The sequence below is a fragment of the Sporolituus thermophilus DSM 23256 genome, assembly GCF_900102435.1.
GTDB classification, from domain to species: domain Bacteria; phylum Bacillota; class Negativicutes; order Sporomusales; family Thermosinaceae; genus Thermosinus; species Thermosinus thermophilus.
In genome coordinates, this window is sequence record NZ_FNBU01000019.1 from 1 (window position 1) to 13,090 (window position 13,090).

Consider the following 13,090-nt stretch of genomic DNA (forward strand, 5'->3'; position numbering starts at 1 on the left):
ACCCTACCAACTAGCTAATCAGACGCAGACCCATCTTCTAGCGGTAGCTTGTTTCCAGAGGCCACCTTTCTCAACCCGGGCATGCGCCCAGGTTGACACATTCGGTATTAGCACCACTTTCGCGGTGTTATCCCCATCTAGAAGGCAGGTTGTCTACGCGTTACTCACCCGTTCGCCACTGACTGATGTTCAACACCGATGACTCTAAGGTGTTGTGTTGGCACTTTTTTTAACGCGTAAAGCTGCTTCGCAGCTTATGCGCTGCCGTCGTCTTCAACACCCTAAAATGCTCGGTGTTGAACATCAGTCCGTTCGACTTGCATGTGTTAGGCACGCCGCCAGCGTTCGTCCTGAGCCAGGATCAAACTCTCCAATAAATTTATCTATTGGAGCCTGTCAAGGCTCGTTTTTACAAAACCGGAATTATTTGCGCTTCTTTTTTTAAGAAGCGCCGCACATCTGGCGTTTATTCTTACATTGTTCAGTTTTCAAGGAACACGGTGCGCCGCCATCAGGGGCGACGACAGTTACTTATGTTAACACAACTCGTGCGCCGTGTCAACATCTTTTTTTGTTAATTTTTGTCGTCCGCTCTAGCGGCGATGTTTAATACTATACCATGCAGGTTGGTGGAAAACAACGGGCATAAACCTGATCTACCCGGTATATCACGCTGAATTTTGAGTCTATGCCCACCTTTTCTAATATATACTTAGATATGCTAAATTATACACATTAAAACTTCTTTGGCGAAAAAAAGCAGGGTCTACCTAGTAGACCCGTTACTGTACTCGTTTTACCAGAAGGTACGCGGCATAATCCGCTCTAGGGCGCGCACCGGATTGCCCATGCAGTCATAATCGCCAATTTGCTCGGCAATGGCTCTTACCGCCGAAGTAGCGACGACCGGCAGCCCTAGCCGTTTGGCCGCCTCCGTTACCCCCTGCGCCCCTTTTTGCACGATTTCCACCGTCGTTTCTTCCGCCATATGGGTATTGTTAAGGAGTGCATCCACACGGCCAAGGGTGGCTACATAGTCCAGGATGTTGTCCACCGTCGAGGTAAAAGGACGCGACATATTGATAACGGCAATAATTTTGAGGTACGGGTTTTCAAAGGCCCCTTCAATCAGGTTGAAAATCCGGGCGCCGTGAACACCGTAACCTACATCAAGAATGATGTTGCCCGGTCGCTTAAGCACCCAGCGCATGGAACCCTTAATTACATTGCCCGCCTCCCCCAAGCCTACGGTATCGCGGGTTTCCCAGGCGACCACGTCCATTCCCATCGCTTCGAGTTCTTTTTTGATCGGCCGAATAGTGTAGCACGGCTCGACGGTATCCAGGTCAACCAGCGTCACCGGCAATCCCTGACGACACAGATGGATAGCGCGGTTAACGGCGTTTTCGCTTTTACCGCTGGCATATTCCCCTACATAAGCTTCAATAATCGGTTCCATTTCATCCGACTCCTTGTCCTACAAAAATCGAAGGTCTGGCCCGCCCCTCCGGCAGGCCGGGTACAGGCGCCCTACGCCACCCATCCCCATTATAACAGAACCGGGCGAATAATAGCCAAGGGAAAGCGACTACCCGGCAATAAAGATTTTAAATAAGATCAGTAAAATCACTCCCGGCAGTCCCAAAAAACCGGCGATTAAGGCGGTAATGGGGTTAATAGCGATGGTAAAGCCGATATGGCCGCCGATAAAATTCAGTATCCACAGCATAATCCCGCCGATCAGCGCGTTATATACCAACCGAAAAATCAACCTGAGCGGCATTAAAAGCACGCGCGCCACCAGGATAATCAGGATAATCCCGAATATGTATGCCAGAATGACATTAAAATCGCTGCTAAAGCTTAACCAGTTTGGCATATTCGTTCTCCTCTTCCCTTCTAATTCTTAATTCTTATTGTAAATGAGACTACCCGTTGTGTCATGCCCTTATTTACAATATATAAGGACAAGAGCGGCTATATGCCAAAAAAATACTGCCAGCCCCGCAAAATGCGGCGCCGGCAGTGATTTACGAATAGGGCGAGTGCGTAATTCCTTCCTTGCGGGCCAGCTTAAGCAAATACATATACTTTTTCTCCGCGGCCTGCATCAGGTAAACGGCATGATCAACCAAATCGCTGTCAGATACATTATTGTAATAGTTCTGAGCGCTCAGCCATTCCTGCCGGGCCTGTTCCACCACGTCCGGCAAGGGCGGCAGCGGTTTGGGCTCCGGTTTTTCGGCCGCCAGCAGGTCAGCGGTAATCGCCCGGCTGCGTTCTCGAGCGCCCTTGATAAGGTTTTGCCATAGGTTTTGCAAGCCCCATCCCCCCTCTTGGTACCTATTATTGCCAAAAGGTGAGACTTCTAAACAAAAGCGCTAGAGTTCGCGGCGGTTTTCCAACGCTTTTGACAGGGTTACTTCGTCGGCGTATTCTAAGTCGCCGCCAACCGGCAGGCCATGGGCGATACGAGTCACTTTGACGCCCAAGGGCTTAAGCAAGCGGGCAATATACATGGCGGTCGCCTCGCCCTCCACATTGGGGTTGGTGGCCATAATTACTTCGCGAACGTCACCCTGGCGGAGCCGCTCTAAAAGTTCGGCCAAGCGCAACTGGTCCGGGCCAATGCCGTCCAGGGGCGACAGGACGCCGTGCAGGACATGGTAAAGACCGCGGTACTCGCGGGTTCGCTCCATGGCCGCAACATCGCGCGGGTCTTCCACAACACAGATCACGGTCCGGTCGCGCCCCTCGGCCTGGCAGACCCGGCAGGGGTCACAGTCGGTAAGATTAAAACAGACCGAACAGTAGCCAACCTTCTCTTTGGCATCCAGGATGGCCTGCGCCAGCGCCTGTGCTTCATCTTTGTCCATCTCCAGAACGTGATAGGCCAACCGGGCAGCTGATTTGGGACCGATGCCCGGCAGGCGGCGGAACTGTTCGATCAGCTTGGCGAGCGGCGCGATATAGGAAACTTGCATGGACTATAGCAGCCCCGGCGGCAGATTGAGCCCGCCCGTTAGTTTGCTCATTTCCTGCGCCATCATATCGTCGACTTTCTTGATCGCCTCATTGACAGCTGCAACAACGAGATCTTCCAGCATCTCGACGTCATCGGGGTCAACCGCCGATGGCGCAATTTTGATGGACTTAATTTGCTTTTCACCGGTAATTACGACGGTTACGGCCCCGCCGCCGGCCGTTGCCTCCAGGGTGCGTTGTTTGAGTTCTTCCTGTAGTTTGGCCATGTCGGCCTGCAGTTTTTGGACTTTCTTCATCATCCCGGCCATGTTACCCATATTCCCAAACATTGTTACTCCTCCTTGCGGTTCTCTTGTTTTATGACTTTTCCGCCAAACATCTTAATTGCCTGGCGCAATACCGGATGGTCCTCCTCGCCGGCTCCGTTTGCCGGTGCGGCCGGTTCACGGGGGCGTGTCGGCGCCGCGGTCCCAAGTATACAGTAAAGACGCAGCGGCCGACCCACTACTTGCGCCAGCACATTCTCGACGATCGTGCGGTAGTCTTCTTTCTCCGTGCGCTCTTTGGGGAAATTAGCGGTAAACTGTACCGTCGCCTGCTGCTCATTCAGCGCCACCAGTTGGCCCTGGGCCACACAAGCATGAACGGAGCGCTTGCCGCCGGCAACCAGCTCTTTTAATACAGCCGCCCACACTTCCCGGAGGTCGCCGGGCGCGGAGCGGACCGGCGGGCCTCCCGGAGAGGCAGCCGGTTCGGCCGGAGTCGGGGAAGCCGTTGCCGCCGGTTGGGGCGCTACCAGTGGCCCTGCCGCCTTTACTGACGGGGTCGGGGGCCGGCTCGCCGATACTGCGGCACCGTCCGCTGCGGGCAAATGATTAAGCCGGCCCTGGTCAGTTACGGCTGCTCCCGCCAGTAAGCGGGCCTCCAGCGCGGCCACGCGCTCGGCTAAGGCGGCCCAGTCGCTGTCGGCTACGCGGCGGCAGAGGGAAAGCAAAGTCATCTCAGCCGTGATGCGCGGCTCCGCCGCCCATCGCGCTTCATTGGCCGCCTCCTGCAGCGCCTGGAGCATTCGCACCAGTTCCGCATGGGAAAATTTCGCGCTCTGCTCAGCCAAAACTTGCCGATCGGCCGAGTACATGTCAATTGTTTCCACATCAGGCGCCGCCTTAAACAACATCAGGCTGCGGAGGTGTTGGGCGAGTTCTAACAGCAGTTGCCGCACATCCTTGCCGAGGGCGACCAGTTCATCCAGCGCCAGTAATACGGCCGCGCTATCGCGATTGGCCAGCGCGGCGGTTATACGCCAAATCCCTTCGTGGCCAATAAGACCCAACAGTTGACGAACATGCGCCACTGTCACCGTACCGTCGTCCAGAGCGGTGCACTGGTCAAGGATGCTCAGCGCGTCCCGCATGCCGCCGTCAGCATGGACAGCAATCAATTTTAACGCATCAGGCGTAATATTCAAATTATTTTTCGCCGCGACCTCGGCCAGCCGCCCTTCAATCTCCTTTACGCCAATGCGCCGAAAGTCATAGCGCTGACAGCGCGAATGAATGGTGGCGGGAATTTTGTGCGGCTCAGTCGTAGCGAGGATAAATACCACATGAGCCGGCGGCTCCTCCAGCGTTTTCAGGAGGGCGTTGAACGCCTCCGTGGTCAACATATGCACTTCGTCGATGATATATACTTTGTAGCGGCCGTCAACAGGGGCAAACTTAACCGTTTCCCGCAAGTCGCGGATTTCATCAATACCGCGATTGGAGGCGGCGTCAATTTCAAACACGTCCATAGAAGCGCCGCTGTTAATGCGGTCGCAGTGGGGGCAATGGTTGCAGGGATTAGGGGTCGGACCATGAAGGCAGTTGAGCGCCTTGGCCAAAATCTTGGCCGTACTGGTCTTGCCTGTCCCCCGGGGCCCGGCGAACAAATAGGCGTGGGCGATTTTTCCGGCAGTAATGGCATTCTTGAGCGTAGTACGGATATGATCCTGGCCCACAAGACTGTCGAAATCCTGTGGCCGCCACTGACGGTACAAGGCCAGGTAGGCCATCATTCAGCACCCCCTTACAGCTTTATTCCACATTGCCATTATTATTTCCTGTTTGGAACATAAAACATAAAAACCGCGCTGCAACAGGCGATCCGTTTTCAACGTCGGGCTACGGCAGTATCCGCATCAGGCTACCTTACGGCACATAGGAATTGTCACTTACCGTTGCTTCCTTCCGGACCTGGCGGGGTTCATGAGTTCCTATTGCGTAAGACCCAATGCGGGCTTACCGTAGTCCGACCTTAAAAACGAAAAGCCGCGTACTGATGCAGCACGGCTGTGGTTATTAATATATGGCGGAGAGAGAGGGATTCGAACCCTCGGCACCGTTTTGGCAGTGCACGCGATTTCCAGTCGCGCTCCTTCGACCACTCGGACACCTCTCCGGGTCTGACATTAATTTATTATATATGAATTTAAGCCTTTTGACAAGGTGCACAAAGCGTTACTTTTTACCAAACACAATCCCTTTGCGCCAAACCGCGTAATTAAGTATACGCTCTCAAGCACGGCTTGTCAATATTTTCTGCGCCTCATATTCAGGCGGTGGTAGGTATCTGGGTTTATTAAACATACAGCGCATGTATTCGTGTAACAGCATTTTGGGATAGACTATAATTAAAGAGTTATTTATACTTATAAGATACAGAGTAAATAACCGAGGAGCTGATTTTTTTGGAAACAAAACTGACGAAATTGCTTGGTATAACTTACCCAATCATTCAGGGCGGAATGGCTTGGATCTCGGAAGCCAACCTTGCAACTGCCGTGTCTAATGCCGGCGGCGCAGGCATTATTGCCAGTGGCGGCCGGGCTACCGATTGGGTGCGTGCTGAAATTCGCAAGGCCAAAACATTAACTAATAAGCCATTCGGCGTCAATGTAATGCTGATGGCGCCGAACAAAGACGAAATCGTCGATGTGCTCTGCGAAGAAAAAGTGGCCTTTGTCACGCTAGGAGCGGGTAATCCTATACCATACTTTGCTAAATTTCATCAAGCCGGAATAAAGGTTATACCGGTTGTTCCCAACGTGAAACTGGCCAAACGGGTTGAAGCGGCCGGCGCCGACGCTATTGTCATCGAAGGCATGGAGGCCGGCGGACATATCGGGACAATGACCACCATGGCTTTACTAACTAACGTTATCCCCGAAATATCCGTCCCGGTCATAGCTGCTGGCGGTATTGTCGACGGCAGAGGTATCGCTGCAGCGTTATTAATGGGCGCTTCCGGCGTGCAAATGGGGTCTCGCTTTCTCTTAACCGAAGAATGTACGCTTCACCCTAAAGCCAAGCAGCGGATTATTGAGGCCGAAGACACCGACTCGGTAGTAACCGGCTATTCGCGCGGCCACGGAGTAAGGGGGTTGAAAAGCAAATTTACCGATAAATATTTAGAACTTGAACGGAGCGGCGCTCCCCAAGATGAGCTTGATGCCTTGGCGACCGGCACAAACCGGTTGGCGGCGGTCGACGGCGACGTCGAAACTGGATTAGTTCAGGTAGGGCAAAGCCTTAATAGGCTAAAAGACATAAAACCCGTTAAACAAGTTATCGAAGAACTAATGGCCGAAACCATTCGCACCCTGTCAAACGCCGGCAATTTGGTCAAGTAATGACCATATATTTTTATAAACCAGGGGGAACCAGCTATGAAATTTGAAGGTATAGAGCCAGTCAGGGCTCGCGAAACTTTCGTAGCCGACGGCGCCAAAGTTATCGGCAAGGTTACTATGAAAGAATATAGCAGCGTATGGTTTAATACCGTAGTCCGCGGCGACGTCAACTGCATTGAAATCGGGCGTTATACCAACATCCAGGATAATAGCGTCGTCCATGTTGCCGATGACTGCCCGACAATTATTGGCGACTATGTAACAGTCGGCCACGGCTGCATCATTCACGGCGCAACAATTGAAGATCATTGCTTGATCGGCATGGGCGCCATCGTGCTGAATAAAGCGGTAATCGGCAAAGGCAGCATCATCGCTGCTGGCGCTTTAGTCAGGGAAGGACAAGTAATCCCGCCGCACTCACTTGTCGTCGGGGTGCCTGGCAAAGTCATTAAACAAGTGCCCGACGAATGGAATAGTATTCATGCCCAAGCAGTCAAATATAAGACGCTCTGGACCGAGCGGTATGGGCTCCTACCCGACGCTGGCGGCGAGCGCTATAACGGCGAAAAGATCGTTTAACGAATAAAGCCTTCTCCGAGTTATCCTCGGGAAGGCTTTATTACTTATTTTTTAGGTGGTAGCTTTCTCAGCGGATAAAATTGGTTAGTATTTTGGCTTCCGGCGGCACAGGGTCTACCTGTTGCTTGCCGGCTGCCAGTACTTTTAACAACCATGCCATATTTTTGCCCAGAATACGCAAAATCTGGTTCCCTTCCTCGTCTTTCACCGCTTCACCAGCGTCGCGGCCATGGGTCACGTTCCAATAGTTCGATGTCGGCACGATCATCTCCGAATACATAATATAGTGATTAAGCGCGTCGAACGTTGCGACACCGCCCGACCGGCGGACCACGGCAACCGTCGCGCCAACTTTATGCCGCAGCATCGACTGGTTGACCGACGTGACGAAAAAAGCCCTGTCCAGGAAAGACTTCATCGTTCCCGGAATTCCCGCATAATATACCGGAGATCCCAGCAATATTCCATCAGCTTCTTTCATCTTTTGAATCCAGTCATTTACTTCGTCATTCGCGATGACACAGCGTTCATTTTGGTTTTTGATGCACCCCATACAGGCAATGCAGCCTCTTATGGTTTTGTTGCCGACATGAATCACCTCAAATTCTATTCCTTCCGTTTTCAACTCTTCGCCGACAACGTTTAGCGCATAGGCAGTATTGCCGTTTGCCCGCGGGCTGCCGTTAAAAGCAACTACTTTCATACTCACCCTCCCAAAATGCGTTTTGCCAAATCCTGAACACAGGATTTTCTTCCCCGGCAAATAATAATATATATTTATAAAAACATCTGCACAAGTACGCACTTTTAAGTAATTATACTCACCGCAAGGTAAGGAACGCCAGCGCTCGGAACTAGTGACAAGGAAGGAATACGTTTATGCTTGTAATCAACAACCAAAATTATATCTGCAGTCTCGACTATGCCGTCAGCCTAATCAAGGGAAAATGGAAAGCAGTAATTATCTGTCATCTGAACGATCAATCTTACCGTTTTCTCGAACTCCAACGCAAACTTCCCGGTATTAGCGAAAAAGTCCTTACAGAAAAACTGCGCGAACTGGAAAATGACGGCCTTGTCGAACGCGTATCGTACCCAGAAATACCGCCCCGTGTCGAATACCGCCTAACCCCGCTTGGCCTTAGTTTATTTAAGGTATTGGATGCTTTGCAGATTTGGGGCGAAGACTATATCGCGCAAACGAAAAAGCTTCACAAACACACAAATCAGGAACGCTAGCGAGCGGACACCCGTTAAATCCTTTAAGCAAAAAAGCCTCCCAGGACTAACCCCTGGAAGGCTTAATTTTTTCTTGGCGGAGAGGGTGGGATTCGAACCCACGAGACCCTTACGAGCCTACCTGATTTCGAGTCAGGCTCCTTCGACCAACTCGGACACCTCTCCATTGTATTTATTTGCGGCGCTGGCGGAAAAAGTCCCGCATTATTTCAGCGCACTCATCGGCCCTTACGCCCGCCGTTACCTCCAGTCGATGATTTAATGCCGGATGCTGGACAATATTAAACAATGACTCAACCGCTCCAGCCTTATAATCAGGACTGCCATAAACCAGCCGGTCAATCCGACTGTTAACCAAGGCCCCGGCGCACATTGGGCACGGTTCTATAGTAACATAAAGCGTAGCTCCGGTCAACCGCCATCGCCCAAGAAGCTTACAGGCTTGCTGGATGACGATAATCTCGGCATGAGCCGTAGCATCATGCCATGTCTCCCGGCGGTTGTGGGCCCTCGCGACTACCGCCCCGTCCATAACCAGCACGGCGCCAATTGGCACTTCGCCAATAGCATAGGCTTTCCGCGCCTCTTCCAGGGCTATTCCCATGTAGTCGTAATCGTCCATCGTCCCCGTCACCACGCGCGTCATCATGGTGCGCCCGAGACGACTCGAACGTCCGACACGCGGTTTAGGAAACCGCTGCTCTATCCACCTGAGCTACGGGCGCATAAATTTAGGTTTTGTAAAAATTAACTGAATTTTTGTAGCTTCCTGCAAAACACTGTCAGCCACACTGCTTAAAGATTATAGCATTAACGTAAACCTGGTGTCAAGACTAACCACCTAAAAGTGTTACCAGTATGACGCTACTGGCAAGATTGCAGGCCTTTCTATGCCTAAAAACGAATGTCTTCACGGCTGTAATGTCTAAACATTTTAAGTTTCAATTTTCATAGTAAAAACCCTGGATACGATTTAACTGTATCCAGGGTTTATCGCGATTAGTATTCCCAGAACATCCGTTGAATTTCTTGGGGATCGGTTGTCTTCGTAAGGGCCAACATTAGCAGCACGCGAGCCTTTTGCGGATTCAGCGTATCACTGACTACGGTGTTATACTTATCATCATCAAATTCACCATTGCGGGTAACAATACCATTGCCTACCCGGGAACTCCTCACTATGACAACACCTTTTTTCAGAGCATCTTCAATGGCCGGCTTAACATTAACATTAATACTTCCATTTCCGGTCCCGGCATGAACAATGCCCTTCGCCCCGGCAGCAACTGCCGCATCAAGCATTACACGGGTGTTGTTGGCATACCCATACACAATATCGACCCGGGGCAGCTCAGTCAAGTTCATAACATCAAACTCAGTATCAACGGTATGTTTACGTGTCGGTTGACGATAGAAAGAAACGGTTTCATTTTGGATGTACCCTAAAAATCCAAGTTCCGGCGCCCGGAAGGTATCCAAATTGGAAGTATTAGTCTTGGTAACATCCCGGGCACTGCTGATCTGGTCGTTCAACATTACCAAGACGCCTTTACCAATGGCTTCCTTGCTACCTGCTAAAACAACGGCACGGTACAGGTTCATCGGGCCATCGGCACTCATCGACGTAGCTGGCCGCATAGCCCCCACCAGCACTACTGGCTTTCTGCTTTTCACTACTAAGTTTAAAAAATAAGCAGTTTCTTCCAAAGTATCCGTCCCGTGTGTAATAACAATACCGTCTACATCGTCAGTACTAAGTAGTTCATTAACCCTTTTGGCCAATTTGAGCCATATCTCATTCGTCATGTTTTCGCTGGCAATCTGCGAAATCTGTTCACCAGAAACATTAGCAATCTTTTTTAATTCTGGAACATTGTTAATTAAAGCGTCAACCGGCGTAACCGCAGCCTTATAGCCGACGGTCTGCGTACTGGATACACCAGCGCCAGCAATTGTCCCACCAGTCGCCAGTATCTTGATATTTGGCAGTTTGGCGGTCGGCGCAGCTACAACCATCCCTGTCTGTAAGGTCAAGATAAAAACAAGCAAACAGATTAGCGCGGTAATCCTCAGAACCTTTTTGCCCATTTTGTCTCTCCTTTCAGTTATGTACCAGATTTTGGATACAATTTTATTATAAAACTTGTACCACAATAAAAGCAAAGTTCAATTTTCATAAAATTCCATAAATAAATCTGTCGCTTCTTCAAAATTGGCCCGTTTAGCCACATTTGAAGCCTTTTTTCCCAGAAACACAAATGATAATTGTCCTTTATAAATGCACTAATAGCGTATATTTTTTTATAAAATCAACAATTATCCGACTGTTTTGTATAAAGCTTACATCTATACCTTAACCACGCCTATAAATACTTTCTGACCTAACGCCTTCAACCAGTTGCCCATGCTGGACGCATCAAAAAAGCGCCGGCAAATGCCGGCGCAGACGCCAAAAAATAAAACTATTAACCTACCATGGGTACCCAGCCCTTGGCTCTGATCGCCTCGGCGATGCGGTTGATGGATACCATGTAGCTGGCTGTTCTCATATCAACAGGATGCTTTTGGTACATATCCCAAATTTCATTGAATGCTTTTACCATCATGCGCTCCAGGCGCTCGTTGACTTCTTCCTCGGTCCAGTAGAAGTTGGAAAGGTTTTGCACCCATTCAAAGTAAGATACGGTCACACCGCCGGCATTGGCAAAAATGTCGGGCACCACAAGCACGCCGCGGTCAGCAAGGATTTTGTCCGCTTCCGGCGTGGTCGGGCCATTGGCACCTTCGACCACGATTTTACACTTAAGATTTGCAGCATTTTCTGCGGTAATTTGGTTTTCCAGCGCGGCCGGCACAAGAATATCGCACGGAAGTTCCAGCAGCTCCTTGTTAGTAACGGCGACAGTGCCGGGAGTGCCGACAACGCTGCCGGTTTGCTTAAGCTGAGCGTCGACGGCAGCAAGGTCCAGGCCATTTTCAGCGTAAATACCGCCTTTGACATCGCTTACCGCAACGATTTTGCAACCCATTTCATGCAAAAACTTGGCGGCGTGGCTGCCTACGTTGCCGTAACCCTGAACAGCAACTTTCGCCCCTTTCAGGTCAAGCCCCACCTTCTTGGCCGCTTCACGGGTAGCGATTGAAACGCCCCGGCCGGTAGCGGCGCCACGCCCGAGAGAACCGCCGATGATGATGGGTTTGCCGGTAATCATCCCAGGCTCGCTGTGTCCTTTGATTTCATTGTATTCGTCAACCATCCAGGCCATAATCTGGGGGTTGGTATTTACGTCAGGGGCCGGAATGTCCTTATCTGCGCCCACAAATTGGGCAATAGCCCGGATATAGCCGCGGCTAAGCCGCTCTAATTCATCCTGCGACAATTCCTGCGGATTGCAAACAACGCCGCCTTTGCCACCGCCGTAGGGCAGGCCGATGACGCCACATTTGAAAGTCATCCAAATAGACAATGCTTTAACTTCGTCGGGAGTAACGTCGGGATGGAAACGGATACCGCCTTTGGTCGGCCCGATGGCATCGCAGTGCTGCGAACGGTAGCCTTTAAAAACGCGGACACTACCGTCGTCCATACGCACCGGTATGGATACTTCGAAAAAGCGCTTCGGCTCTCTGAGAATAGCATGGATACGCGGGTCAAGCTTTAAGTGGTTGGCGGCAGTTTCCAGCTGCTGCTGCGCCACTTCCAGAGGATTAAGATGTTGTTTTTGCTCCACTCTATAACACCTCTTGAGAAGATTTTGTTGAGAAAAAACATTTTTCTCACTTGGCCGCAATGTTTCTGTTCATTGCTTAATGATACTATCAAGCCTACAAAAAACAACAGAAAAAGTTTTAAAGTTACACATGTTAATCTCTGAAAAATCTAATTATTCTGCGTGCCATTGTCCTTGTCAAAAGGACAGGCCGGCTTTTTGCTGGCAGGACGACTGTAAACCTTGTAAACATTCCGGCAGGAATTATTGGCAATCGGTGGAATAATATAGCAATAGAGTCACCAACCCGGCGACGCCCGGGGTGAACCGGGATCGTTAAAAGGATAGACAAAATAACCAGCCCATATTTTATCAACCGGGAGGGATGCATTTTGACCAGCCTGCCCGTTATTCAGCGGTTCATCTGGTGGCTGCCGGTGGCAGTAATCGGCTTATCCGTTTTGTTTGCCGGCTACTGCCAGAATAAACTGGACCTGTATTTAAAAGCCCAGCTAATCAATAATATCCAGGTCAAGGCGACCCTGCAGGAACTTGATTACCAGGCCCTCTATTCCCGGGTAGAGGCATACCGCAAAGCTTTTCTCGACCGCAATTATGAAGCGATGTACCACCTCAGCTATTTCAAAGACGTTCCCAAGCCCAGCCTGATTGAATTCCGCAACCTCCGCGACCCGCAGCACACCTACCGCATGGAAGTGCGCATTGTCGAAGTCGAGCTGGCCGGCAACAAAGGCAAGGCACATCTGGAACTTATCTTGGAGCACCCTGTTATCGGAGTGAATAAATCTACCCATGTCCAGGAATGGGAAAAAATAAACGATATATGGTATCGTATCGATTACGGTTACTGACCCCGACTGACAAAAAGACAGAGTCAAGGCGCGTA

At 50.7% G+C, this 13,090-nt stretch carries 14 protein-coding genes, 3 tRNA genes, 1 rRNA gene and 1 other RNA gene; 4 read left to right on the forward strand and 15 right to left on the reverse strand.

The genetic code is table 11. The features are described 5' to 3' along the window. From BLQ99_RS10885 to BLQ99_RS10925, 9 genes are all read right to left on the reverse strand, one after another. Nucleotides 1-377: ribosomal RNA gene (locus BLQ99_RS10885) — 16S ribosomal RNA — on the reverse strand; the annotation flags it as partial. Nucleotides 378-796: 419 nt separating this feature from the next. Further along, on the reverse strand, nucleotides 797-1,459 hold the full coding sequence (locus BLQ99_RS10890; RefSeq protein WP_093690913.1) for a hypothetical protein: 663 nt from the start codon (nucleotides 1,457-1,459) through the stop codon (nucleotides 797-799). Between the two features lie 129 nt (nucleotides 1,460-1,588). Beyond that, the gene (locus tag BLQ99_RS10895) at nucleotides 1,589-1,879 is read right to left on the reverse strand and encodes a pro-sigmaK processing inhibitor BofA family protein (protein WP_093690915.1); all 291 of its coding nucleotides are present in this window, start codon (nucleotides 1,877-1,879) and stop codon (nucleotides 1,589-1,591) included. A gap of 151 nt (nucleotides 1,880-2,030) precedes the next feature. Next, complete coding sequence (locus BLQ99_RS10900; RefSeq protein ID WP_245690436.1) at nucleotides 2,031-2,321, reverse strand: DUF2508 family protein; 291 nt, start codon at nucleotides 2,319-2,321, stop codon at nucleotides 2,031-2,033. A 60-nt stretch (nucleotides 2,322-2,381) separates the two neighbouring features. Then, complete coding sequence (gene recR / locus BLQ99_RS10905; protein ID WP_093690917.1) at nucleotides 2,382-2,984, reverse strand: recombination mediator RecR; 603 nt, start codon at nucleotides 2,982-2,984, stop codon at nucleotides 2,382-2,384. A 3-nt stretch (nucleotides 2,985-2,987) separates the two neighbouring features. Continuing rightward, entirely contained in the window at nucleotides 2,988-3,314 is a 327-nt protein-coding gene (locus BLQ99_RS10910) for a YbaB/EbfC family nucleoid-associated protein (protein WP_093690919.1), read from the reverse strand. A 2-nt stretch (nucleotides 3,315-3,316) separates the two neighbouring features. Beyond that, nucleotides 3,317-5,038, reverse strand: a complete 1,722-nt coding sequence (gene dnaX / locus BLQ99_RS10915; RefSeq protein WP_093691015.1) for a DNA polymerase III subunit gamma/tau — start codon at nucleotides 5,036-5,038, stop codon at nucleotides 3,317-3,319. A gap of 73 nt (nucleotides 5,039-5,111) precedes the next feature. Next, an RNA gene (gene ffs / locus BLQ99_RS10920) (signal recognition particle sRNA large type) lies at nucleotides 5,112-5,315 on the reverse strand. A gap of 17 nt (nucleotides 5,316-5,332) precedes the next feature. Next, nucleotides 5,333-5,424 (reverse strand) — tRNA-Ser (locus BLQ99_RS10925). Nucleotides 5,425-5,713: 289 nt separating this feature from the next. Between BLQ99_RS10925 and BLQ99_RS10930 the strand changes: the two genes are divergently transcribed. Both BLQ99_RS10930 and BLQ99_RS10935 read left to right on the forward strand, forming a co-directional pair. Further along, nucleotides 5,714-6,655, forward strand: a complete 942-nt coding sequence (locus BLQ99_RS10930) for a nitronate monooxygenase (protein WP_093690921.1) — start codon at nucleotides 5,714-5,716, stop codon at nucleotides 6,653-6,655. A 36-nt stretch (nucleotides 6,656-6,691) separates the two neighbouring features. Continuing rightward, a complete protein-coding gene (locus BLQ99_RS10935) occupies nucleotides 6,692-7,234 on the forward strand; it encodes a gamma carbonic anhydrase family protein (protein WP_093690923.1) in 543 nt (180 codons plus the stop codon). A gap of 67 nt (nucleotides 7,235-7,301) precedes the next feature. Here BLQ99_RS10935 and BLQ99_RS10940 read toward each other — a convergent pair whose 3' ends face one another. Next, entirely contained in the window at nucleotides 7,302-7,937 is a 636-nt protein-coding gene (locus tag BLQ99_RS10940; protein WP_093690925.1) for a flavodoxin family protein, read from the reverse strand. Nucleotides 7,938-8,113: 176 nt separating this feature from the next. On the opposite strand from BLQ99_RS10940, the gene BLQ99_RS10945 reads away from it, so the two are divergent. Beyond that, nucleotides 8,114-8,473 (forward strand): winged helix-turn-helix transcriptional regulator, encoded by a 360-nt coding sequence (locus BLQ99_RS10945; protein WP_093690926.1) that lies wholly within the window; start codon nucleotides 8,114-8,116, stop codon nucleotides 8,471-8,473. Between the two features lie 74 nt (nucleotides 8,474-8,547). Here the strand turns inward: BLQ99_RS10945 and BLQ99_RS10950 are convergent. The 5 genes from BLQ99_RS10950 to BLQ99_RS10970 all read right to left on the reverse strand — a co-directional run bounded on the left by BLQ99_RS10950 (nucleotide 8,548) and on the right by BLQ99_RS10970 (nucleotide 12,204). Beyond that, nucleotides 8,548-8,638 (reverse strand) — tRNA-Ser (locus tag BLQ99_RS10950). Nucleotides 8,639-8,645: 7 nt separating this feature from the next. After that, a complete protein-coding gene (gene tadA, locus BLQ99_RS10955; RefSeq protein WP_425440877.1) occupies nucleotides 8,646-9,122 on the reverse strand; it encodes a tRNA adenosine(34) deaminase TadA in 477 nt (158 codons plus the stop codon). Next, nucleotides 9,122-9,198, reverse strand: a tRNA-Arg gene (locus BLQ99_RS10960). The genes tadA and BLQ99_RS10960 overlap by 1 nt, the downstream gene beginning before the upstream one ends. Nucleotides 9,199-9,472: 274 nt before the next feature. Next, nucleotides 9,473-10,561, reverse strand: coding sequence for a type II asparaginase (locus tag BLQ99_RS10965; protein WP_093690930.1), 1,089 nt, complete (start codon nucleotides 10,559-10,561; stop codon nucleotides 9,473-9,475). Nucleotides 10,562-10,938: 377 nt separating this feature from the next. Then, the gene (locus BLQ99_RS10970; protein ID WP_093690932.1) at nucleotides 10,939-12,204 is read right to left on the reverse strand and encodes a Glu/Leu/Phe/Val family dehydrogenase; all 1,266 of its coding nucleotides are present in this window, start codon (nucleotides 12,202-12,204) and stop codon (nucleotides 10,939-10,941) included. A gap of 371 nt (nucleotides 12,205-12,575) precedes the next feature. Here BLQ99_RS10970 and BLQ99_RS10975 point away from each other — a divergent pair, with 371 nt between their 5' ends. Further along, nucleotides 12,576-13,055 carry a hypothetical protein gene (locus BLQ99_RS10975; RefSeq protein ID WP_093690934.1) on the forward strand — a complete coding sequence of 160 codons (480 nt, stop codon included), beginning with the start codon at nucleotides 12,576-12,578 and terminating at the stop codon, nucleotides 13,053-13,055. The last annotated feature ends 35 nt before the right edge of the window (nucleotides 13,056-13,090 follow it).

What these genes read in the sequence shown, in the direction of transcription:
- BLQ99_RS10890 (WP_093690913.1), bottom strand. Translation starts at nt 1,459, where the DNA reads ATGGAACCGATTATTGAAGCTTATGTAGGGGAATATGCCAGCGGTAAA.
- BLQ99_RS10895 (WP_093690915.1), bottom strand. Translation starts at nt 1,879, where the DNA reads ATGCCAAACTGGTTAAGCTTTAGCAGCGATTTTAATGTCATTCTGGCA.
- recR (WP_093690917.1), bottom strand. Translation starts at nt 2,984, where the DNA reads ATGCAAGTTTCCTATATCGCGCCGCTCGCCAAGCTGATCGAACAGTTC.
- BLQ99_RS10910 (WP_093690919.1), bottom strand. Translation starts at nt 3,314, where the DNA reads ATGTTTGGGAATATGGGTAACATGGCCGGGATGATGAAGAAAGTCCAA.
- dnaX (WP_093691015.1), bottom strand. Translation starts at nt 5,038, where the DNA reads ATGGCCTACCTGGCCTTGTACCGTCAGTGGCGGCCACAGGATTTCGAC.
- BLQ99_RS10935 (WP_093690923.1), top strand. Translation starts at nt 6,692, where the DNA reads ATGAAATTTGAAGGTATAGAGCCAGTCAGGGCTCGCGAAACTTTCGTA.
- BLQ99_RS10940 (WP_093690925.1), bottom strand. Translation starts at nt 7,937, where the DNA reads ATGAAAGTAGTTGCTTTTAACGGCAGCCCGCGGGCAAACGGCAATACT.
- BLQ99_RS10945 (WP_093690926.1), top strand. Translation starts at nt 8,114, where the DNA reads ATGCTTGTAATCAACAACCAAAATTATATCTGCAGTCTCGACTATGCC.
- tadA (WP_425440877.1), bottom strand. Translation starts at nt 9,122, where the DNA reads ATGATGACGCGCGTGGTGACGGGGACGATGGACGATTACGACTACATG.
- BLQ99_RS10965 (WP_093690930.1), bottom strand. Translation starts at nt 10,561, where the DNA reads ATGGGCAAAAAGGTTCTGAGGATTACCGCGCTAATCTGTTTGCTTGTT.